Source organism: Intrasporangium sp., assembly GCF_035280925.1.
In the GTDB taxonomy this organism is placed as follows: domain Bacteria; phylum Actinomycetota; class Actinomycetes; order Actinomycetales; family Dermatophilaceae; genus Intrasporangium.
In genome coordinates this window covers 51,566-72,877 of sequence record NZ_DATEEY010000029.1, presented here as the reverse complement: position 1 = coordinate 72,877, position 21,312 = coordinate 51,566, and the positions used below count along the sequence as shown (strand labels likewise).

The 21,312-nt window shown below is 70.5% G+C and carries 17 protein-coding genes; 6 read left to right on the top strand and 11 right to left on the bottom strand.

Annotated features, from left to right (window positions below; translation table 11 throughout):
• Window positions 1-302 precede the first annotated feature (302 nt).
• A complete protein-coding gene (locus VJN29_RS03105) occupies window positions 303-4,655 on the top strand; it encodes a S8 family serine peptidase (protein WP_324142110.1) in 4,353 nt (1,450 codons plus the stop codon).
• A 122-nt stretch (window positions 4,656-4,777) separates the two neighbouring features.
• Here the strand turns inward: VJN29_RS03105 and VJN29_RS03100 are convergent, their stop codons facing one another.
• The 5 genes from VJN29_RS03100 to VJN29_RS03080 all read right to left on the bottom strand — a co-directional run bounded on the left by VJN29_RS03100 (window position 4,778) and on the right by VJN29_RS03080 (window position 7,854).
• The gene (locus VJN29_RS03100) at window positions 4,778-4,933 is read right to left on the bottom strand and encodes a hypothetical protein (RefSeq protein ID WP_324142109.1); all 156 of its coding nucleotides are present in this window, start codon (window positions 4,931-4,933) and stop codon (window positions 4,778-4,780) included.
• A 99-nt stretch (window positions 4,934-5,032) separates the two neighbouring features.
• Window positions 5,033-5,233: a hypothetical protein gene (locus VJN29_RS03095; protein WP_324142108.1), complete on the bottom strand. Its 201-nt coding sequence runs from the start codon at window positions 5,231-5,233 to the stop codon at window positions 5,033-5,035.
• A 56-nt stretch (window positions 5,234-5,289) separates the two neighbouring features.
• Complete coding sequence (locus VJN29_RS03090; protein WP_324142107.1) at window positions 5,290-6,843, bottom strand: hypothetical protein; 1,554 nt, start codon at window positions 6,841-6,843, stop codon at window positions 5,290-5,292.
• A 31-nt stretch (window positions 6,844-6,874) separates the two neighbouring features.
• The gene (locus tag VJN29_RS03085; protein WP_324142106.1) at window positions 6,875-7,459 is read right to left on the bottom strand and encodes a GNAT family N-acetyltransferase; all 585 of its coding nucleotides are present in this window, start codon (window positions 7,457-7,459) and stop codon (window positions 6,875-6,877) included.
• Window positions 7,460-7,491: 32 nt separating this feature from the next.
• Window positions 7,492-7,854, bottom strand: a complete 363-nt coding sequence (locus VJN29_RS03080) for a UBP-type zinc finger domain-containing protein (RefSeq protein WP_324142105.1) — start codon at window positions 7,852-7,854, stop codon at window positions 7,492-7,494.
• 104 nt (window positions 7,855-7,958) lie between these two features.
• Here VJN29_RS03080 and VJN29_RS03075 point away from each other — a divergent pair, with 104 nt between their 5' ends.
• The 3 genes from VJN29_RS03075 to VJN29_RS03065 are packed head-to-tail and all read left to right on the top strand — an operon-like array spanning window position 7,959 to window position 10,969.
• A complete protein-coding gene (locus VJN29_RS03075) occupies window positions 7,959-8,198 on the top strand; it encodes a hypothetical protein (protein WP_324142104.1) in 240 nt (79 codons plus the stop codon).
• A 15-nt stretch (window positions 8,199-8,213) separates the two neighbouring features.
• Complete coding sequence (locus VJN29_RS03070) at window positions 8,214-9,728, top strand: HD domain-containing phosphohydrolase (RefSeq protein WP_324142103.1); 1,515 nt, start codon at window positions 8,214-8,216, stop codon at window positions 9,726-9,728.
• Between the two features lie 44 nt (window positions 9,729-9,772).
• The gene (locus VJN29_RS03065; RefSeq protein ID WP_324142102.1) at window positions 9,773-10,969 is read left to right on the top strand and encodes an MFS transporter; all 1,197 of its coding nucleotides are present in this window, start codon (window positions 9,773-9,775) and stop codon (window positions 10,967-10,969) included.
• Here VJN29_RS03065 and VJN29_RS03060 read toward each other — a convergent pair.
• Window positions 10,955-11,314, bottom strand: a complete 360-nt coding sequence (locus tag VJN29_RS03060; RefSeq protein WP_324142101.1) for a hypothetical protein — start codon at window positions 11,312-11,314, stop codon at window positions 10,955-10,957. The genes VJN29_RS03065 and VJN29_RS03060 overlap by 15 nt on opposite strands.
• Window positions 11,315-11,499: 185 nt before the next feature.
• Between VJN29_RS03060 and VJN29_RS03055 the strand changes: the two genes are divergently transcribed.
• Together VJN29_RS03055 and VJN29_RS03050 are read left to right on the top strand one after the other, a co-directional pair.
• Window positions 11,500-12,072, top strand: a complete 573-nt coding sequence (locus VJN29_RS03055; RefSeq protein WP_324142100.1) for an RNA polymerase sigma factor — start codon at window positions 11,500-11,502, stop codon at window positions 12,070-12,072.
• Window position 12,073: 1 nt separating this feature from the next.
• Window positions 12,074-12,868 (top strand): hypothetical protein, encoded by a 795-nt coding sequence (locus tag VJN29_RS03050; protein ID WP_324142099.1) that lies wholly within the window; start codon window positions 12,074-12,076, stop codon window positions 12,866-12,868.
• A gap of 95 nt (window positions 12,869-12,963) precedes the next feature.
• Here VJN29_RS03050 and VJN29_RS03045 read toward each other — a convergent pair whose 3' ends face one another.
• The 5 genes from VJN29_RS03045 to VJN29_RS03025 form a co-directional block, all read right to left on the bottom strand.
• Entirely contained in the window at window positions 12,964-18,654 is a 5,691-nt protein-coding gene (locus tag VJN29_RS03045) for a carboxyl transferase domain-containing protein (protein ID WP_324142098.1), read from the bottom strand.
• A gap of 166 nt (window positions 18,655-18,820) precedes the next feature.
• A complete protein-coding gene (locus VJN29_RS03040) occupies window positions 18,821-19,939 on the bottom strand; it encodes an acyltransferase (protein WP_324142097.1) in 1,119 nt (372 codons plus the stop codon).
• A gap of 119 nt (window positions 19,940-20,058) precedes the next feature.
• Window positions 20,059-20,508 carry an Lrp/AsnC family transcriptional regulator gene (locus tag VJN29_RS03035; protein ID WP_324142167.1) on the bottom strand — a complete coding sequence of 150 codons (450 nt, stop codon included), beginning with the start codon at window positions 20,506-20,508 and terminating at the stop codon, window positions 20,059-20,061.
• A gap of 122 nt (window positions 20,509-20,630) precedes the next feature.
• Window positions 20,631-20,867, bottom strand: coding sequence for a DUF2249 domain-containing protein (locus VJN29_RS03030; RefSeq protein ID WP_324142096.1), 237 nt, complete (start codon window positions 20,865-20,867; stop codon window positions 20,631-20,633).
• A complete protein-coding gene (locus tag VJN29_RS03025) occupies window positions 20,864-21,163 on the bottom strand; it encodes a hypothetical protein (RefSeq protein ID WP_324142095.1) in 300 nt (99 codons plus the stop codon). Before VJN29_RS03025 ends, VJN29_RS03030 begins: the two co-directional genes overlap by 4 nt.
• Between the last annotated feature and the right edge of the window lie 149 nt (window positions 21,164-21,312).

Below are 21,312 nucleotides of genomic sequence, written 5' to 3'. Positions count from 1 at the left end.
GACCGCACACGCCCGACGCCTTGCCTACCGCTCGGCGCAACAGGGTGTCCACCGCACTTGTGGAGATTTGACCCATTTCTGCCCATTTCGTGCCCAAGGACTGCCCGCCCGCCGTCCTTGTTGGGGTCGTGCCTACCGGCCAGCGTAGGGAGCACCCTCAGACCCCTGGGGGCTCCCGTGTATCTCGCCACCCGACGGCGGGACACCCTCACCACGGAGGACACATGAGAGCACGAGAACGCTCGGCGCGGCTTCGGAGAACGCTCCTGGCCGTCATAGCCGCGGTCGCCACCCTGATCGCCATGGCAGGCCTGGTCGCACCGTCGGCCCAAGCCGCCCAGGCCGCCCCACCCGACCCGACCACCAAGTTCACGGCAGCTGCCGAGAAGGAGCTGACGACCAGCAAGACCGCTGACTTCTGGGTTCGCCTCGCGGATCGCGCGGACCTGTCCAAGGCCAGCGCCATCAAGGACTGGGACCAGCGCGGCCAGGCTGTCTACGACACGCTGCGCAAGCATGCGCAGGGCTCGCAGGCCGGGGTCGTCGCGCAGCTCAAGGCGGCGAACGCCGACTTCACGCCGTACTGGATCACCAACGCAGTGCTCGTACGCGGCGGGACGCTGAGCCTCGCCACGTCGCTGGCAGCGAAGCCCGAGGTGAAGCAGATCGTCGAGACGACTGTCCTCGAGCTGATCAAGCCCGTCGAGGTGAAGCCGGACAAGAGCGGCATGGCTCCCGACGCCGTCGAGTGGGGGATCGCTGCGATCAACGCCGACGACGTCTGGGGAGCCGGCACCACCGGTGAGGGGATCGTCGTCGCCAGCATCGACAGTGGCACGGACGTCAACCACCCGGCGCTTCGGTCGAAGTACCGCGGCCTGCTGCCGGACGGAACGCTGGACAACAACTACAACTTCTTCGACGTCGCGGGCAACTGCAACGCGGCAGGCGACCCCTGTGACTCCGATGGCCACGGGACGCACACGATGGGCACGATGGTCGGCGCCGACGGCGCCAACCAGATCGGTGTCGCCCCCGGCGCCCGGTGGATCGAGGCCAACGGCTGCCACACGTGTGCCGACGCGGACCTCGGCGACGCCAGTCAGTGGATGCTCGCGCCGACCCGGCTCGACGGGACCGCTCCGGACCCTTCGAAGCGCCCGCACATCATCAACAACTCGTGGGGCTCGCGCACCCCGTCGACCGCCCCGTTCCTGGAGGACATCCAGCTCGCCTGGGCAGCGTCCGGCATCTGGGGCCAGTGGTCCAACGGCAACAGCGGCCCGAGCTGCCAGACGAGTGGCTCGCCCGGCTCGCGCACCATCAACTACTCGGCCGGCGCCTATGACTCGACCGGCAACATCGCGAGCTTCTCGGCGCGTGGTCCCGGTCAGGATGGCGAGACCAAGCCCAACATCGCCGCTCCCGGCGTGGCAGTGCGATCGTCACTGCCTGGTGGCGGCTACGGCAACATCAGCGGCACGTCGATGGCATCGCCACACGTCGCAGGCGCAGTGGCTCTCGCCTGGAGTGCTGCGCCCTCGCTCGAGCGCGACATCACCGCCACTCGCGCGCTGCTCGACGAGACCGCTGTGGACACCAGCGACCTCACCTGTGGCGGCACGGCGGACGACAACAATGTGTGGGGGGAGGGCAAGCTCGACGCGTTCGCGCTGTACCAGTCCACACCGCGAGGCGACGTGGGTCACGTAGCCGGCACCGTCACGGCTGGCGGCAGCCCGGTCGCAGGTGCCACGGTCGAGATCGCGGGTCCGACCCCGCGCTCCGTCACGACCGGTGCCGACGGCACGTACGACGCCGCGGTGTCCGCGGGTGCCTACACCATCACCGTCCGCGCGTTCGGCTACGTCACTGCGACGCGGAACGCCACCGTGACGGCCGGCGCAACGGCCATCGTCGACGTGGAGCTGGTGGCAGCGGCACGGCACACGGTCTCCGGCACGGTGACCCTCCAGGGCAACGGTGCTCCGGTGGCCGGAGCGACGGTGACGCTCACCTCGGCACTGCCACCGGCAACGACCGCAGCGGACGGCACGTTCTCCGTGCCCGACGTTCCGGAGGGCACCTACACCTTGTCCGTGACCGCGGGCGGCTGCGCAGCACCATACTCCCAGAGCCTCGCCGTCGACGGCGACGAGACCGTGGCGGTGGCGCTGGCGGGCCGGGCCGACGGCTACGGCTACACCTGTGTCGTCGGCACGGGCGACTACCTGCAGGGCTCGACGAAGACGACCCTCGCGGGTGACGACTCCACGCTGGCGATCGACCTCCCCTGGGCCTTCAGCTTCTACGGGGAGTCCTATGACCGCGCATTCCTGTCCACCAACGGCCACGTCAACTTCCTGGCCACGGTGTCCGCCTTCTCCAACCGGGCCATCCCCAGCACGACGACGCCGAACGCCGCCATCTACCCGTTCTGGGACGACCTCAACGTCGATGCGTCGGCCGGGGTCTACACCGGGACGACGACGGTCGGTGGACAGGACGCGTTCGTCATCGAGTGGCGCAACGTCCGGCTCTTCTCCGACGCGAACGCGCGGACGAACTTCTCGGCCACGCTGCTGCGCAACGGCAAGGTCATCCTCGGCTACGGTCCGCAGACCGACGGCAAGCCGGCCCTCACCGGCAGCTCGGCGACGGTCGGCATCGAGAACGCAACGGGCACCGTGGCCTGGCAGTACTCCTTCAACACCGCGGGCGCGGTGGCTCCGCAGAAGTCGATCACCTTCAGCCCACCGCCCAGCGGCACGCTCTCGGGCACGGTGACGGACTTCAACGACCACGAGCCGATCTCGGGCGCCAAGGTCACGGTGACCCCGTCCACAGGCCCGCCCGTGACGGTGACCACCGCGGCCGACGGCACGTTCTCGAAGGTGCTCTTCCTCGGCACCTATGACGTCGCGGTCACGGCAACGAACTACGTCGGCGAGTCCACAGAGGTCACGTTCGACGAGGACGGTGACACCGCGGAGTTCAGTCCTGCTCTCAAGACCGGGATCGCCGAGATCACCGGTGCGACGAGCTACGACTGGGGAGTCCTCGGAGCCGGCGACACGCGGACGGAGACGTTCACGGTGAAGAACACCGGCTCGGCGCCGCTCGAGTTCTCGGTCGCCGAGTCCGGTCGCAAGACCGCGTCCTCGGCAGTACGCCCGGCCGTCCTGAGCGGCAGGACGGTCAAGGCCGCGACGAAGGACGACCGCAGTGCCACCTCGGCCAAGGGCCTCTACACGAAGGACCAGGTGGCGGCGCAGAAGAGCCTTGCAGCGGCTCCGAACGCCGACGGCGACGTCCTCGCGTCGTGGGCGACCGGGCTCGACGTGGCCTGGGGCGTCGGCTACGACGGCGACGTCTGGCTCTCCGATGCCACGGCGATCACCAACAACCGGTTCACCACGGCGGGTGCCCTGCAGGGCAGCTACCCGGCAGGGTGGGGCGGCTCGTGGAGCGGCGACCTCGCCCTCAACGGCCGGACTGGGGAGATGTGCCAGGTGAACGTCGGCGGTGACAACGCGATCGTCTGCTTCGACCCCGCGACCGGGGCCGAGAGCAGCCGCATCTCGGGGTCGCCGTGGTCGGGCATCTCGCAGCGCGGTCTGGCCTACAACGCCGCCGCCGACGTCTTCTACATCGGCGGCTGGAACGAGGGGATCATCTACACGGTGGCGGGCACGACCCACTCGACGCCGGGTGCGACCCTCTCGAGCTGTGAGCCGTCCGAGCCGGGCATCGCCGGTCTGGCCTACAACAACACGTCCGACACGATCTGGATGGTGCCGAGCGCCGCGACGACGGTCTTCTACCAGCTGTCGCCGGCGGACTGCTCGACCCTCAAGTCGGTGGCCTACCCGACGAACGACTCCTTCCCGGGTTCCGGGCTCGAGTCCGACGTCTCCGGCCACCTTTGGACGGCGAACCAGGTCGACGGCAAGGCCTACCTCGTCGACGTGGGCGACCCGGAGAACACCGACCTCCCGTGGCTCTCGGTCGACCCGACCGAGGCGACCATCGCGGTCGGCGAGACGAAGACCTTCACGGTCAACGTCGACGCCTCCCTCGGTGAGCCGGGGGTCTGGGAGGGCGCTCTCGTGATCAGCACGGGCGCGGGCCGGGTCCCGGCGGTCAACGTCCCGGCGAAGGTCGTCATCTCCGCCTACCAGGTCGGTGTCAACGCGGGCGGCAGGGCCGTCAACGCCTCCGACCTGTTCAAGTGGAAGGCCGACCAGGCACATGTCGACGGCGGCTGGGGCTACCTGGGCACCAGCAGCAAGGCCGAGACGACGAACAAGGCGATCGCCGGCACGCCGGACCAGACGCTGTTCCAGTCGCGCCGGGTCGGCGGCCTCACCTACCAGTTCGACGACGCACCCGCCGGTACGTACCAGATCGAGCTGGGCTTCTCGGAGTGGACCAACACGAAGGCAGGCAAGCGTGTCTTCGACGTCAAGGTGAACGGTGCCTACGCCATCGTCGGCAAGGACATCATCGCCGAGGTGCCGGTCCTGACGGCCAACCTCGACACGGTCGTCGTCGAGCACGGCGGTGGTGACCTCACGGTCGAGCTGGTCCAGCGCAAGGCGATGGACAGCCCGGTCATCAACACCCTCAAGGTGCAGGAGCGCGCTGACCTGTAAGGGCCAGCCCGGGTTCCACTGGTCGGCCGTCGCCGGGTCCTCCGGCGACGGCCGATCCCCGTGGCTGAGTCTCCGACAACCCAGCCGCGGCTGGGTTGAAAGGGTACTTGGGGGGCTCGTCGTCACTGCGCCACGGCGGGGTTGTCGGTGGGCGCCTCGGTTGTCTCTGCCGTATGCCGCTGAGCTCGCTCCCGGCCCAGGCTCGCCTCCCCAGCCCTGCCGCCCATCTCACCGAGGGCGCGGATGGCGCCCGCCGCCCTCGACGAGGACGCGCTCACGCGCAGGTGTCGGTCGGTGCCACCAGCGAGAAGCGCTCGTCCGTCCAGGCGAGCAGATCCGCGATGGCCGGCGAGTCCGCGTGCATCAGCCCGACGTGGTCACGTCCGTGGTACGTCGACGACCCCGGACACGGTGAGGGCGAGGACGACCACGATGACCAGCACGGCGAGCGAACGGGGCGGTCGCGTCGCGAGGACGAGCCCGACCACGGACGCCACGATCCCGAGCGTGACAGCAGCCAATTGCGGCAGCCGGCCGCCCGCTCGCGCCGCGAAGGTGCCCCCCGGGACTTCCCCCATGAGCGCACCCTAGCCGCGCGGCGGTTCGAGGACCCGCCAGCACACGTGGTGCGGCCTCACGGGCACCAGGGGCGACCCCACTGGTGCGCATAGGACTGTTCGTACTCGTCCAGGTAGGCCGAGCGGTAGCTGCTGTCCCCGGCCCAGTCGGTCGCCTGGTCCGCGAGGAGGCACCGGTGCTGGGCCGACACCGGGTCCGTGCTGCCGCCGATGAGCTCGGTCTGGGCGCGCTCCCAGATGAGATAGTCGGCGGCTGCTCGCTGCGTCTGTATCGCGCTGACGGTGGTGGGCCAGACGAGCACCCCGACGGCGACCGCGCAGGTGGCCGTGACGGTGGCCGTCGTCACGCGCCGGCCCCAGTCCGTCCGTGGCAGGACCACGAGGACGATCGCGAGGATGCCGGCCAGGCAGGCCCAGATCCACGGCGTGCCGCGGTAGGTGGCGCCGACGAACCTGACGATCCGGTGGGCCTGCTCGGAGACCGAGAGGATCACGGCGACGGCGAGGGCCGAGGTGGCCAGGGCGAGCGCGAGGGCGAGCAATGGCTGGCGGTCCGGACCGGCGCGGTCGGCGCCGGCATCCGTGGTGAGACGTCGCCGCCGCAGCAGCAGCACGACCGCGAGGGCGAGGAGCGCGCCCCAGAGCCAACCCGTCCCATCGAAGGGCATTGGTTCGGCGAGCCCCTCACCGGCGTCGTAGAGGGCGTAGGGGATCCCGCTGCCCGGCACGGCATTGACGAGCTGGAGCCCGATGACCTTGATGACCGGGCCACCCAGGTCAGGCTTCAGGCCGGTGTAGATCTCACCGGTCGCAGCTGATGCGATGACCTGACGGGTCACGAGGACGGCGCCGAGCCAGCCGCCGCCGAGGGCGACGCAGAGCGCCAGGCGGTGCAGCGGCCGAGAGCGCCCGGCGAGCGCCAGCAGCACCACGGCGAACGGTATCGCGGCCCAGTGCATCTCATAGCTGAGCATGATGACGACGCCGAGCAGGACGATCCCGGCAGCAGAGAGCGCCTTGCCGCGCGGGCCCCAGCGGCCCCACCCGTCCAGGGCCACGAGCGAGGCGGCTCCCGCCAGGAACATCAGGACGATGCCGCCGATGCAGAGGACGACGAAGGTCGTCCACCCGTTGCGACCCGGTGAGGTCGTTGTGATGCCGATGACCAGCAGCGCGGCGAACAGGAGGACCGCCGTGGTGCGAGTGGGCCGGTCGATGCGCTCGCCGTCGCGGCGCCGCAGCTGCGCGACGAGGAGGGCGAACGAACCGACGACCGCGGCCAGGAGCACGACCTTGACGATGCCGTGCACGACGAAGAGCGGGACGCCGGTCGCGAAGGCGAACTGCATACCGAGCAGGTAGAAGACGTGCTGGATGAGCACGCCGATCGGAGCGATCCGTCCGGACCGCATCCGCCACTTGGCGTCGTTCATCGTCCAGGGCAGGACGTTGAGGAGGTTGTCGTCCATGCGCCGCGGGGCGGCGGGGTAGTGGTATCTCTCGTCGGACGCGACGGGCGCCAGCAGCCACGGCAGGAGCAGGCCGACCACGGCGACCAGCAGGAGCACCCACGGCAGCCACGATGGAGCGCGCTGCAGGAGCCGGGTCACCGAGGCAGTGTAATGACGAAGCAGCGCTTCGTCAGAAGTCGATCCGCATGACGGCCCGACGCAGCGTTGGTCGACCGATCTCGACGAGGCCCGCCTCGGCGAAGATCCCGACGGTGCCGACGTGGAGCTCCTCCTCAATGGCGTTCGTCGTCGTCATGGGGTAGGCCTCGAGGGCGCGGGCACCCGACCGGCGCGCGAAGTCCACCCCCGCGCAGGCGAGGGCGCGGCTGATCCCACGGCGCCGGTGGCCGGCACGGACGAAGACGCACGTCACGGCCCAGATCCCGGAGTCGTCCTTGTCCTCGGCGCGTCCCTGCCAGGGCACGCGTTGGTTGCGGATCAGTCCCTCATAGGCCGTGCGCGGCTCGACGGCGCACCAACCCACGGGTTCGCCGTCGAGCAGGGCGACCAGGCCGCTGGTCGCGCCGGATCCCGGGCTGCCACAGTCGGTCTGCTCGCGGAGCCGGTGCACTCGCTCCTCCACGGGGAAGCCGGCGAAGGACTCCCCGCGCTGCAGCTTGTAGCGCTGGCACTGGCACCGCGAGCCCTGGCCTCTGCTGCCGAAGATGGTCTGGAGGTCCGCACAGGCGACCTCGTTCGCTGGGACCACCTCCACGGTCACCTCGACCGAAGCCTGGAGCCGGGGCGTCACTTGTGAATCAGGTCGCGCCAGTTGCCCGGGACCCGGTCGCGCGGCGCGGGAGACCCCTGGTCCCGGGGCCGGCTCGTCGGCGGCGCGAGCTCCTGTCCCTCGACGAAGTCACCCGTCCGGTAGTCGTAGAACCAGACCTCACCCGGCTCGAAGCTGCGGATGATCGGATGTCCAGTGGCGCGATGATGCGCGGAGGCGTGCTGGCTGGGCGACGTGTCGCAGCAGCCGATGTGGCCGCAGGCGGCGCATCGCCGCAGGTGGACCCACCACCCTTCATCGGCGGCGCACTCCGCGCAGCCGGTTCCGCTCGGAGGCACCGTCGGGTCGATATCGGGGACGGCCCCAGGGTTGTCGCTCATGTCGGCAGCCTACGACCCGGGGTATGTCCAGCTCCCTCATGGAGTCGTCGCCGTTCTGGATGGCTACGCTGGGAGCGCACTGTCGACTCGCTGAAGGAGTTGTCATGAACGCCGAGGTCAACGAGGTTTCCGCGCCGATCGCCCCGGGCCAGTGGATGACCATACTTGGGTTGGTCGTCGCGGTCCTGGCGCCGCTTGCCGGGTTCCTCGGTGGCAGCAGCACCGGCGCCGTCGCTCGCGAGAACGCCCTGGGCGTGTGGCTCATCGTCGGCCTCGTCATCGGAGGGCTCGGCGTCCTCCTGGCCTTCGTCGGCGGCCAGCGCTGGTGGCGGGCGACCCACTGACACCACTGACCTGAGGTGTTCCGACTCCTCGGCCTCCTCGGCGGGCTCTCCGGCGCCATGGATCTCGGCTCGGGAGCCGGGCTCGACGAGTCCCTCAAGCGGTGCGTGGTCGGCGCTCGCCTGGCCCGCGCCATCGGGGCGACCGACGCAGAGGTGCGGGACGTCATGTACACCTCCCTGCTCGAGCACCTCGGCTGCACCGCGGTGTCGTACGAGTCGGGCCAGCTCTTCGGCGACGACATCTCCGTCGTCCGCCTCAGCTTCCTCATGGACCCGTCGCGTCCTGGCGTGGCCATGCGCACCTTCGTCCCGGGAGTCGCTGCGGCCGCTGGCCGCAGCCGGGCGGCCACTCTCCTGACGGCGTTGAGGACGGTCCGGGACTCGGCCGGGATGGAGGCAACGTGCGATGTCGGTGAGCGGGCGGCGCGGCGACTCGGGCTCGGGGACACGGTCGTGGCGTCACTGGGTCAGATGACGGCGATGTGGAACGGCAAGGGCTGGCCACGGCACGGGGGAAGCGCGATTCCCCGGCCGTTGCGAGTCGCCCACGTCGCTGGCGCTGCCGTCCTCTTCGCGGAGCACACGGGGATCGCGTCCGCGGCGGAGGAGGTCTCCAGGCGCGCAGGCACGTGGCTCGACCCCGAGCTGGCCGGCGCGTTCTCGGTGGGTCTGCTCGACGGGCTGGAGGAGGCCGATGCGCTGGAGCTGTCACTCGAGCTCGAGCCCGACCCGGTCCTGCTCGTGAGCGCCACCCAGCTGCCCGACGTCGCGGCCACCTTCGGCGACCTCGTCGACCTCAAGAGCCCCTCGCTCCACGGGCACTCGCGCGCGGTTGCGGGGCTCGCGGGCGACGCGGCGACGGTGCTGGGCCTGGCGGAGGCCGAGCGCGTCCGGGTGGCGGGGCACCTGCACGACCTCGGCCGCGCGGGTGTCTCGAGCCGGATCTGGTCGAAGCCGAGCGCCCTGACCCGCTCAGAGCGAGACCAGGCCCGGCTGCACCCGTACTTCACCGAGCGGGTCCTGGCCAGGGTCCCGGCGCTCGAGGATGTCGCCCGGCTCGCCGGCCAGCACCACGAGCGCTGCGACGGCAGCGGCTACCACCGAGGGCTGCGCGGCCCGGATCTGCCGCTCGCCTCCCGGGTCCTCGCAGCGGCGGACCGCTACCAGCGCGATGTCGAGGGCGGGCCGCGTCGTGCGCCCCTGTCGGCGCGCGAGGCGGCCTCGGGGCTCGCCAGCGCCGTTCGCGGCGGGGCGCTCGACCGGGAGGCGGTCGATGCGGTCCTCCACGTGACCGGTGACGTCGCACGACGGCGGAGCCACGCCGTGGGCGGGCTGACCGATCGGCAGCTGGAGGTGCTCCGACTCGTCACGACCGGCCTGTCCAACCGGCAGATCGGCGCCCGCCTCGGCATCTCGACGCGCACGGCGGAGCACCATGTGCAGGACGTCTACGAGCGCATCGGCGTCCGCTCTCGCGCGGCCGCGGCCCTCTTCGCCATGGAGCACGGGCTCGCCCGTCCCCCTGCGTAGTCCTACCCATGTGGGGGAGGCCGCGACCGGCCACCCTCGGAGGCATGCACACCACGACCCTGCCCACGCGGCCGACCAGCGAACGCCTCTTCACCCGAGCGTTCGTGCTGCTCACTGTCGCCGAGCTCGCGTACTTCTCCGCGAACGGCGTCGCGATCTACACGCTGCCGCTCTACGTGACCGGCCCGATCGGGTCGGACACGGCGGGCGCCGGCATCGCCTTCGGCGCCTTCGCCGTCTCGGCACTGCTCCTGCGGCCGGTCGCCGGTTGGTGCGCGGACAGGTGGGGGCGTCGCTCCCTCCTGCTCCTCGGTGCCGTGATCGCGGGGCTGGGTCTCTTCCTGATGCCGTATGCCGCTGGGCTGGGTGGCGTCATCACCCTCCGGCTCGTGCTCGGCGTGGCAGAAGCCGCCTTCATGGTCGCCGCCTTCGCCGCGGTGGCGGACCTGGCGCCGGCAAGCCGCCTTGGCGAGGCGATCAGCTACAACTCGCTCGGTCTCTACCTCGGCCTGGCCCTCGGTCCGCTTCTGGGCGAAGTCCTCGTGCGCCTCGGTGACTTCCGGACGGCCTGGCTCGGGGCAGCCGCGCTCGCCGTCCTCGCTGCAGCCCTGGTGTGGACTCTGCCCTCGATGCGGCCGTCGACCCCCGACGTGGTGCGGCCGCGGCAGCTGATCCACTGGGCCTCGGTGCCGATCTGCCTCGCCTTCCTCGCATCCATCGTCGCGATGGGGTCGCTCCTGGCCTTCTCCGCCCTTCATGCGACCGAGGTCGGCCTGCGCAACGCGAGCCTCCCGCTCGTCGTCTACGGAACGGTCGTCGTCGTGGGCCGCGTCGCCTTCGCCCGCGTCGCCGACCGCGTGCCGCCGCTTGGCCTCGGGGCGGCGGCCCTGGCCGCCATGGGTACGGGCGCGGCGGTCATCGCCACATGGACCGCTCCACAGGGTCTGCTCATCGGCGCCGGGGTCATGGCGACCGGGATGGTCTTCAGCACGCCGGCCTTCTTCGCCGCGATCTTCGCCCGCACCGACCCTGCCGAGCGTGGCGTCGCAGCGGGCACGGCGACGGCGTTCATCGACGTGGGTGTCGCTGCCGGGCCGATCGCCCTTGGCTTCGGAGCGGAGGTCCGTGGGATTCCCTTCGCCTTCGCCCTGACCGCCATGGTTGCCGTGCTGGGCTCGGTGTGGGCGCTGTGGCTCGCACGGCCACGAGTGCCGGTCGTCGTCAGCTCACCAGCAGGATGACGCCCGCGACGACACCGATGGCGACGACGAGGGCGAGCGCGAAGAGGGCCGCGGCCAGACCGATCTTCTGCTCGCGGCCCATCCCTTCCGACCAGCCGAGCGGTACTCCGCATCCCAGCGCACCTCGTTGGAGATGTCCGTGATCGTCATCCGGCGTCTCGGCTCGTCAAGGTGCACCTCATGGGTGAAGGCGCGCTCGACGGAGTTCTTGCGGAGCAACGTCCACCACCTCGCGTCGACGACATCGATCGTCAGGTCGAAGCCGTACGGCCGCTCGTCGACCACATGCGGCGTGCCCTCGGCTGCTGCCCGGACTCGGGCGATGAGCTCCTGCGATGTCGTCATGGAGGCCTTCTGGGCCAGCGCGTCAGGGACGAACCCGACCATATCGCCCGCCCAGCCAACCACCCCCTCCCACGATCGAGTGAACGAGATTCGGGGCCCGGAACTCGTTCACTCGATCGGCGTACACCGAGGCGACTCGCCGGAAGCGGTGGCGCGGTGGGCGGATACCGGCCAGACTGTCCCGGGTGATCGGCGCGGACTTCGACGGGGTCCTCGCTGACGCACAGGCTGGTGATGAGTACGCGTTCGCGCGCCTCTGGCGCGACCTGAATCCGGCTCTCCTGCGCTACCTGTCCCTCGGCGGCGAGATGGCCGAGGAGGTGGCCGCCGAGACCTGGACCACGGTGGTGCGCGGCCTGAGGCGATTCAGGGGCGACGAGACCGCTTGGCGTGCGTGGGTCTTCACCACCGCTCGACGACGCGCCATCGACGCCGGCCGCAAACGCGCCCGAGAGGCTGGTCTTGGATGGCGCGCGAGCACGTGGGCGGCGGACACGTCACCGGACAGCGCCGACGCGGTGGTGGAGGCGGCGAGCACCGAGGACGCCCTGCGCCTGGTCCGCGGCCTCCCGGCCACCCAGGCAGAGGTCGTGCTGCTTCGCGTCGTCGCCGGGCTCCCCGTCGCCGAGGTCGCCGAGCTGCTCGGCCGCAGTCCCGGAGCAGTCCGGGTCGCCTGTCACCGTGGCCTCGAGAACCTTGCACGGATCCTGGACAGGAAGCACGTAACAGATGGCGATGTTCGGGCGCTTCGGGGGTGACATGAGCAACGACAGGCCAACTGGCGACCTCGAGGACAGCGTGAGGTCGCGCGACGACGACTTCCTCGACCAGGTCGCTGCCCACCCCGACCTCGCACGAGTGGCCTTCCTGCTTGCCACTCCGCCGAGCGAGCGAGAGCTCACTGGGCTCGAGGGAGCCCTTGACACGTTCCGCGCCCATGTCCCCGCCCTCCACACCAAACGACGGAGACCCTCCATGATCGCAACGCTCGCCGGGGCAAAGCTCGGTGCCACCATCGCCGGAATCGCCGTGGGCATTGGTGGCGCCGCCACCGTCGCCTACGTATCGGCCAACACGCCGGCAGCACCGGAAGCCCGGGTCACCGCCCCCGCGTCCCAGACCCAGGCCTCCGCCGCCTCCAATGCAGGGCAACAGACCGGCGACCAGGCGAAGCAGGACAAGAAGGCGAAGGCCACCCCGGCCGGGCCGGATGCCAGCGGGCCCGCCGCCCACGGCCTGTGCACCGCGTGGGAGAACGTCGGCGGGAACGGCAAGGCCATGGACTCGGTCGCCTTCCAGAACCTCGTCGAGACGGCGGGCGGCGAGGACGAGGTCGAGGCCTTCTGTGCCGAGGTCGACGCTCCCGGCAAGTCCGGGGACCGGGCCACGGGCAAGCCGGAAGACGCGCCCACCGGTAAGCCCGAGACGGTCCCGACCGGCATGCCCTCGGACCTCCCGACCAACCACGCGCCCGACTCCGCCCCCACCGTTCCGGACGCAAAGCCGGACACCGTTCCGACCGCCTCCCCCTCCCACCCCACCCGGCGGTCGTGACGACGCGGTGGCCAGCACCGCGTCAACCCAGCCGTATGCCGCTGAGCGAGCTCAGCGGCATACGGCTGGTGTCTTCTGGTGTGAGGAAAATCCAGTCAGCCTGCCAGACCGGCCTCCAGCGCGGAGATGATCCGCGGTCGCAGCTCCGCGGCCTCGATGACCTCGTCGACCGAGCCCACCTCGACTGCACGGTGGATGCTGTGGACCCTGTCGAACTCCGCCGCGACCGATCCGAGCTTCTCGGCGCGAACCGTGGCTCGCAGTTCCGCGAGGTCGGTCGCGAGCTGTGCTCGCTCGACTCCCTCTGTGGCGTCCACCCGGGCCGCAAGGTCGACGAGCCGCGGGTCGGCGGCCGTGCGGGCGTCGACATCGCGCGAGAAGACCACGGCTGCGGCCGGTGCGCCACCGATGACGGAGGCGAAGGAACCCTCGATCGCGAGGACCGTCATGCGCGGGTTGAGCGCCTTGGAGAAGACGACGAACGCGCCGCCGTGGTACCTGGAGATGACCGTGAAGACGACTGGGCCGTCGAAGTTGACGATGGCCCGGCCGATCTCTGCGCCGTACTCCAGCTGCAGGTTGCGCATCGACTCGGGCGAGCCGTCGAACCCGGACAGGTTCGCCAGGATGACGACGGGCCGGTTCCCGCTGGCGGCGTTGATCGCCCGGGCCACCTTCTTCGACGAGCGGGGGAAGAGCGTTCCCGCCGTGTAGGTGTCGGGCCCGTCGGTGGGCGGGAAGCCGCGCCGGGGCACCGACTTCGACTCGATGCCGATCAGGCAGACGGGGATGCCGCCAAGATGGGCATCCTGCACGACCGCGGTCTCGGCGTCGGCCATCCCCGCCCACCGCTCGAGCGTCGTGTGGTCCTGGTCGGCGAGCGCCCTCATGACGGTGCGGATGTCGAAGGGTTTCTTGCGGTCCGGGTTCTTCTCGGCGGAGAAGATGTCGCCGACCGTCGTGAAGCCGGAGTCCGGCATCGAGTGTGGGAAGGTCGACACATCTCGATCAGTGGGGTCACTGGTCGCCACCCGGCGCGGGCCCCGCTCACCGGGAGCGACGTACGCGTGGGCGTAGTGCGCCATGAGGACCTCCCGGGCCGCGGCGAGGTCCCTGGCCCAGTACTGTGCCTGGCCGTTCGGACCCATGACCCGGTCATAGCCGCCGATCCCGAAGTTGTCCTCGGCCGAGACGCCGCCCGAGAAGTCGAGCGACTGCTTGCCCGTGAGCACCATGGCGCTGTCCGGCGTCATCACGAGGATGCCCCTGGTGTGCATGAGCATCGTCGCCTCGGCGTTCCAGTACGGCTGGGCGCCGACGTTGATGCCGGCAACGACGACGTTGATCTCGTGACCGGCCTGGGTGAACTCGACGATGCGCTTGAGAGCCCGAGCGACCCAGTCCATGTTCTCCGTGCCCGAGTCCATCGAGATCCGCGCGCCGGCCGAGAGGGAGTACCACTCGACGGGGATGCGGCGCTCCTCGGCTAGGTCGAGCGCGGCGATGATGCGGGCGCACTCCGCCTCGGCCACCGACCCCAGGGACCGCAGGGGGTCGCCGGCGAGGACGACGCGAGTCACGCCCTCGGGATGGCGGTCGGTGGGGGAGGTCACGACGGCGACGATGATGCCGGCCTTGTTGTGGCCGAAGGGCCGGTCGACGGGGACGAGCCGGCCGGTGTCGTCGAGGTCGTGCTCGACGACCGTGCCTCCCTCGCCGGCGATCACGGCCTGCAGCTCGTAGGGGTAGACGAGACCACGGCGCCTGGCCCGGACGACCTTGTTCGCATAGTCGTCGAGAGGCTTCAGTGGCTCGCTGGGCGGCTGGCCGACGGTGCCGACGACGCCAGACCCCGGCTGGTAGTAGAACCGACCCGCGATCGTGATCGGCCCCTCCTCCGGCTCCAGGACCACCCGAGCCTGGACGAGGACCTCCTCGAGTCCGGCGCCCACGGTGAGCGGCGCGATCTCGGCCTGGAGGGCCGTGAGCTGGTCGAGGTCGGCATCGATGAGGGGCCAGATCGTCACCCAGACGTAGTTCAGGTCGAGCCGGGAGCCGGCCGAGCCGCGCGAGGCGCGGACACGGCGGACGGCATCGAGACAGTTGGCGATGGCCCGCTCGACCTGTGGGAGCCCCGTGACGCGGCCCGCTTCGTCGCGGACGACGACGAGCTGACGGACCTGAGCAGTCGCGACCAGTCGCCGGTCCTCCCGGTTGTCCCGGGCGACGCATTCGTAGAGGAAGACGTCCTCCGGCGCATCGAGGCGGGACACGTCGAAGTCGCGCAGTCGCCACAGCTGGAGACGACGACCGACCATCGGATGGACGCCGCGCACCAGACGGTCCTCGACGAGGCGCCCCTCGTGTGGACGGTAGGTGAAGTAGCCGACCGGGCGGTCCCCCGTGCCGGTCACGGCGACGGCGACCCGGCGCACGTCCTTGGCCCAGTCGAGGGCGTCGAGGCGCTCGACCAGGGCGGCGCTGGCCTCCTCGGCGTCCGACGGCTGGTCCCGCCACCGCAGGTAGAGGTCGACGACGGAGTCGCGACCTTCCACCCGGCTCCACGCGTCGTTGGCGACCGAGAGGTCGAGGTCGCTGCCGGGAGTCAGCTCGGCGACGTCACCGATCGTCGAGGTCAGGTGGGTGGGCCGGTTGTCGAGGGTGTAGTCCGCGATCGCGAACGGCCTGCCGTTGGCCCGGAAGTGGTGCGGCCCGTGCAGCTCGTGCTCGAGGTAGTGCCGCTTGATGAGCACCTCGAGCATCGGCTCGTGCTCCGGAAGGCTGTCATCCGGCCGGTCGAGCCGCTCGGCCAGGAAGCGGACGATCTGCTCCGGGATCGCGGCGAGCTGGTCGATGCCGGCGGTGTACTCGGGGCTGACCGCGCCGTCGTCCCCGGCCCGCTCGGCCTCCTCGGCGAGGGTGGCGAGCTGGTCGCCCACTCCGGCAAGGACGCTCTGCCGTTCTGCGTCGACGAGCGGCTGCTCGAACCAGCGGAAGCGGACGCTCCGGGCCAGGTCGCCGACGACGGGGAACCGCAGCTGGGTGGCGACGACGAGCCGGTCGAGCATCTCTCGGGCCGCAGCGTCGTGTGGCGCTGCTGGCACGGGCTCGCCGAGCCAGCGCTGCAGGAGCGAGGTCGCGAGCATGATCTCAGGGGAGGTGCGCTGCTGGGCCAGGAAGACGCGGAAGACGGCCTGCTCCAGATCGGGGGTCCGGTCGAGCTCGGTCACCCCGTAGTGGCGCAGCACGCGAGCGAGCTTGTCCCGGAAGGCTGCCGGTAGACCGGCCCGATCGGCATCGAGGCTCTGGAGGTAGGTGTGGAAGTGCTCCTTCGGGCTGTGCACGAGCAGCTCGGTGTGGCGCTCCTCCTCCACCGGACGGTTGCGGCTCAGCTCGGCGAAGTCGGCGACGAGCTCGAGCAGGAAGATCTCGTCGGCGATCGGCGCCGGGCCGGTGGCAACGGTCTCGTCACGCGCGGCCAGGTAGGAGCTCAGGCTCAGGTGCTTGCCGTTGTCGTCACCGTCGAACCCGAGCACCCCCGCAGACAGATCGGCCACCCCACGCGCCAAGCGGTCCGACAGGGTGCCGTCGTCCACGTCGCAAACCGGCAGATCGAGGTCGACCGTCGCGTCGCCACTCTCGCCCGCGCCGCCCTCGTCGGCGTCGCCTGTCGGCTCGAGCCGGACCAGCGCCGCACCGGTCTCGACCTGCCCCCCGACGCCGACGAGAATCTCCTTGACGCGTGCCGGGAACGGAGCAGCGACCACCGTCTCCATCTTCATGGACTCGAGGACGAGCACCGGCGTGCCGGCGGCGACCTCGGCGCCCACCTCGATGGGCGTGGCGACGACCAGGGCGGGGGCGGGAGAGCGGAGCACCCCACCCTCGTCGCGGGACACCCGGTGGGTCACGCCGTCGACCTCGACGAGCAGGACCGGGCCGTGCAGGGCCGTGATGAGGCGGTGGTTCCGGCCGCCGATGACGATGCGGCTCTGGTACTGGTCGATCCGGTCGAGGTCGGCCTCCACGACCTGCCCATCGGTGCCGTTGCTGCCACCGCTCCCGACACCGTTCCGCACGCCGTTCGCCGTGCCGTTCGCCGTGCCGTTCGCCGTGCCGTTCGCGCCCGACGTGCCGCCGGATGTGCCGGCCGAGATGGTGACGCGGAAGCGGTGGGGCGCCGTCCGCATGACGGTGACCTTGTGGGCCACCCCCCGAAGCTTGAGATCGACGCCGCGGCCCACCTGGTGGTGCACCTGGGGCCGGCCTCCCCGTGCCGTCTCGAAGAGACGGGCGCGCTCGAGCGCCTCGGCCTCCTCGTACGCCTCGATCCCCGCCGCGACGAGGGCGATCCCCGAATGGCGGTGGGACACGAGCCGTCCCTCGGCGCGGACGCGGTCGATCCAGCCGGTGTCGGCGCTCCCGTCGATGACCTCGGGTTGGTCGAGCAGGTCGAGGATGAAGCTCTTGTTCGTCGAGCCGCCCTCGATCACGACGGTCGTCTCCGCCATGGCCCGGCGCAGGCGCCCGAGCGCCTCGTCACGGGTGCGGCCGTAGGCGATGATCTTGGCGATCATCGAGTCGAAGTCGGCCGGGATGGAGTCGCCCTCGCCGACCCCGGTGTCGACGCGGATCCCAGGGCCGGACGGCATGTCGAACAGCGCGATGCGCCCCGGCGCGGGAGCGAAATCGCGATCCGGGTCCTCGGCGTTGAGCCGGGCCTCGATCGCGTGCCCGCGCTCGGCCGGCCGCTCGTCACGATTGGCGTCACCGTTGAGGTCACCGTTGAGATCACCGAGGCGCCGGCCGTTGGCGACGTGGATCTGGAGCTTGACGAGGTCGGTGTCGGTCGTCACCTCGGTGATCGGGTGCTCGACCTGCAGGCGCGTGTTGACCTCGAGGAACGCGAAGAACTTCTCACCCGGGTGGTAGAGGAACTCCACGGTGCCGGCGCCGGCGTAGCCCACGGCGACGGCCAGCCGCTCGGCTGCAGTGCGAACCTCCTGCGCCTCGTCAGCCGACAGCACCGGGGACGCCGACTCCTCGATGATCTTCTGGTTGCGCCGCTGGATCGAGCAGTCCCGCACGCCGATGGCCCACGCCGTGCCCTGGCCGTCGGCGATCACCTGGACCTCGATGTGTCGGGCGCCCGTCACGAGCCGCTCGAGGAAGACGACACCGGAGCCGAAGGCGCGGGCCGCCTCGTCCCGCGTCCGCTCGTACGCGTCGGTCAGGTCATCGGCGCTCGTCACGACGCGGATGCCGCGGCCGCCGCCGCCCGCCGTGGCCTTGAGCATGAGCGGATAGCCGATCGCGGCGGCGGCTTCCTTCGCCCCTTCGAGGGTGGCGACCTCACCGCGCGACCACGGCGCGACCGGGACGCCGACCTCCTCTGCGATGAGCTTGCTGCCGATCTTGTCGCCGAGCTTGCGCATCGCCTCGGCACTCGGGCCGATGAAGGTGACGCCGATCCGCTCGCACAGCTCCGCGAACGCCGGGTCCTCGGCCACGAAGCCCCAGCCCACCCAGGCGGCGTCCGCACCCGTTTCCCGCAGTGCACGCTCGAGAACCTCATGGTCGAGGTAGGGGCGGTTCGCGGCCGGGCCGAGGTCGTAGGCGTGGTCGCTCTCGCGGACGAACATCGCCCGCCGCTCGCCCTCGGTGTGCAGGGCGATCGTCTCGATCCGATGGCCCCCCGGGCCGGCCTCCGCGTTGAGGTCGCGGACGGCGTGGATGAGGCGCATGGCGGCCTCGCCACGGTTGACGATCGCGATGCGCGAGATCATCGAGCGGTCTCCTTCGGTCACCCCGGTCGGGCGCGTGACACGCGTCACGCCACACTGGCAGCCTTCCACTACCTGCCGGTGACCGGCGAGTACAACCTCGGAACAAATGCAATGCCGTATGCCGCTGGGCCTGCTCGTGCGCCCGACGCTCCGCCCCGTTGCCGGCTCAGATGGTTCGCCGCAGGAGTGGCGTCCTGCTCAGAAGCCAGCTGACGACGAACGCGAGGACGACCACCGCGCCGTTCTGCACGAGCAGGCCCGGCACCGTCGTCGCACCGGTCTGGTCGGGCAGGCCCAGGAGTCGGGAGAGGACGTAGAGGACGAGGAGGTGGCAGGCGAACACCCCGAAGGACAGGTCACCGAGGGCACGACACCACCGCGCCAGTGGCGGGGCGGCAAGCCGCGAGCCCGGGTGGACGAGCCCCCGGACGTAGACGAACAGCAACAGCGCACTCAGGCCCACGATGGGTCCTTGGTAGGAGAGCGGGTTGAGCACTTCCACGTCGACGCGGATCGCCGCCGTGATCGCGTCGCCGCGCGTGATCTGGACGGGCAGCTGGATGATTGCGAGCAGGGCGAGCAGACCGGTCACGTGCAGTCGTGCGCCCCGCAGGACGACGTCCTTGAGGGCGTAGCCCAGCAGGAAGAAGCCGACGTAGGGCACGAAGTGTGTGACGATCGTGGGCTCGAAGACCGGCATGGGCTCACCGAGCGCTCCGGCCCATTTGCGCAGGACGAGGTCCATGACCGGCACGGCCGTGAGAGCCGCCCCGGCCAGCAGGAGGACGCGCCGGGAGTACGCCTGGACGACCGGCCAGAGGAACGGGGCGATGAGGTAGAGCCCGAGGATGAGCCAGAAGAAGTAGAGCGCCGTGTACGTGTTGCCCCCGATGAACCGGGTGACGTGTTCCTGCCACGTCAGTGACGGAGCGCGCACCTCGCTGAGCACGAGGTAGACGCCGTGCCAGAAGAGCAGCGGGATGCCGATGCGGGACAGCCGCCGACGGTAGAACGCCATGGGCGAGGGATGCTGCGGCGGCCGCAGGACCAGCGCGCCGCTCACGAGGACGAACATGGGCACGCACCATTTCGTCACCGTGATGAGGAACGCCGCGACGAGCCAGGCTGCCGAGTTCTCGGGCGCTGCCGCGTACGTCAGGCCCGCGACGTGGATGAGCACGACACCGACCATGGCCGCGACCCGGAGGTAGCTCGTGTAGGCGAGCTCGCGGCTCACGTCGACGACACTGCGGGTGGACATCGGCGTGGAGCTGGTCGAGATCACCCGCCCAACCCTCCCGCATCCCCCGCGATCTGCCCAAATCGAAGGAGCCGCCCGGCACGAGCGGGCCCCGCCGACTCCAATCGAGTGAACAGCTTTCGGGCCGCTTCTTGTTCTCTCGATCAGGACGGCGGTGGTTGGGCCGGTGCCCAGGGCAGCTGGTCGGCGAGGATCATGCTGCTGCTCGGTCGTCCGTAGCTCGCCAGCCGGTCGATCAGCTCCTCGAACGCCTCCATCGACGCCGTCGCGACGACGAGGACGGAACAGCCCTGACCGGTCACGCGAAAGAACTGCTGCACCTCCGGCCACCTGGCCACGTCAGGGTCGCGAAGGAGGCAGGTCGGCCCGTAGCAGTCCATGACGACGACCGCCCGGACCGGCCTGCCAACGCGCTCGAGGTCGACGTGTGCGTGGTATCCCGTGACGACACCCGCGTCCTCGAGGCGCCGGACCCGGTCGGCCACCGCTGGCGCGGACAGCTTCACCCGGCGGGACAGCTCGTTGAAGGACAGCCGGGCATCCGCCTGCAGCTCGGTGAGGATGTGCCAGTCGACGCGGTCCACGCCACTCATCATGGCGCGCCCCGGAACCAATCGAGTGAACGAGAAATGCGCAGTTCTCGTTCACTCGATTGCCGGTCTCGGTCCTGACGAGCCCGGAAGCTGTTCTTTCGATCAGCTGGGACGGATCGTGATCAGGCCGTGGGGCGGCCGATGCGCACCCGCCAGACCTCGGGCCCCTCCTCGAGGTAGTCCCAGGTGAACTGCTCCTTGTACTCGGCGTCGAACTGGTAGAAGAGCGGCTTCGGATCGTGGTCGTTGACGAGCTCGAACCCTGCCCCGGGCGCGAGAGCGTGATACGTGTCGAGGATGAGGGTGTGGCGTCGGGCCGGGGGCTCCGAGCGGACGTCCAGCTGGGGGTCGGTGGTCATGCTTCCTCCTTGTTTCCGGGTGTGTTTCCGGTGTTGGCGGGCGTGACTGCAGGTGCTTCGGTCGGCAGGGCGCCAGGTTCTGCAGGCAGGCGGGCGAGGTAGTGCATGGCGCCGTTGACCCGCTCCGCCTCGCGTGGTCGGGTGCCGCGGAGGGCCCACCACGCCTTGGCGGCCAGCCGGCTGGCCGCGTCAGGGTGTCCGGCCCGGCCCAGCGCCCGCAGCGTCTTCACGAGGACATCCGTCGTCTCGCCGAGCGCGTCCTGCGCGTCCGCGCTCGAATCGGTCTGGTCGGCCATGGCCCTCCTCACAATAACGACGGCTTCCCCCGTATTAAACGCCTGGAGCGTACCCCAATGCTTCGACGCTGCCCACAAGGGGCCGGAGAGGCCCCGGAGAGGCCCCGGAGCGCGGACTTTGCGTTCATGACGCAAGGATCCGAAGCGCG

Bases quoted from the DNA above. Each gene is read 5' to 3' on its own strand.
- VJN29_RS03105 (WP_324142110.1), top strand. From the start codon at position 303: ATGGCAGGCCTGGTCGCACCGTCGGCCCAAGCCGCCCAGGCCGCCCCA.
- VJN29_RS03095 (WP_324142108.1), bottom strand. From the start codon at position 5,233: ATGGGGGAAGTCCCGGGGGGCACCTTCGCGGCGCGAGCGGGCGGCCGG.
- VJN29_RS03080 (WP_324142105.1), bottom strand. From the start codon at position 7,854: ATGAGCGACAACCCTGGGGCCGTCCCCGATATCGACCCGACGGTGCCT.
- VJN29_RS03075 (WP_324142104.1), top strand. From the start codon at position 7,959: ATGAACGCCGAGGTCAACGAGGTTTCCGCGCCGATCGCCCCGGGCCAG.
- VJN29_RS03065 (WP_324142102.1), top strand. From the start codon at position 9,773: ATGCACACCACGACCCTGCCCACGCGGCCGACCAGCGAACGCCTCTTC.
- VJN29_RS03060 (WP_324142101.1), bottom strand. From the start codon at position 11,314: ATGACGACATCGCAGGAGCTCATCGCCCGAGTCCGGGCAGCAGCCGAG.
- VJN29_RS03050 (WP_324142099.1), top strand. From the start codon at position 12,074: ATGAGCAACGACAGGCCAACTGGCGACCTCGAGGACAGCGTGAGGTCG.
- VJN29_RS03045 (WP_324142098.1), bottom strand. From the start codon at position 18,654: ATGATCTCGCGCATCGCGATCGTCAACCGTGGCGAGGCCGCCATGCGC.
- VJN29_RS03035 (WP_324142167.1), bottom strand. From the start codon at position 20,508: ATGAGTGGCGTGGACCGCGTCGACTGGCACATCCTCACCGAGCTGCAG.
- VJN29_RS03030 (WP_324142096.1), bottom strand. From the start codon at position 20,867: ATGACCACCGACCCCCAGCTGGACGTCCGCTCGGAGCCCCCGGCCCGA.
- VJN29_RS03025 (WP_324142095.1), bottom strand. From the start codon at position 21,163: ATGGCCGACCAGACCGATTCGAGCGCGGACGCGCAGGACGCGCTCGGC.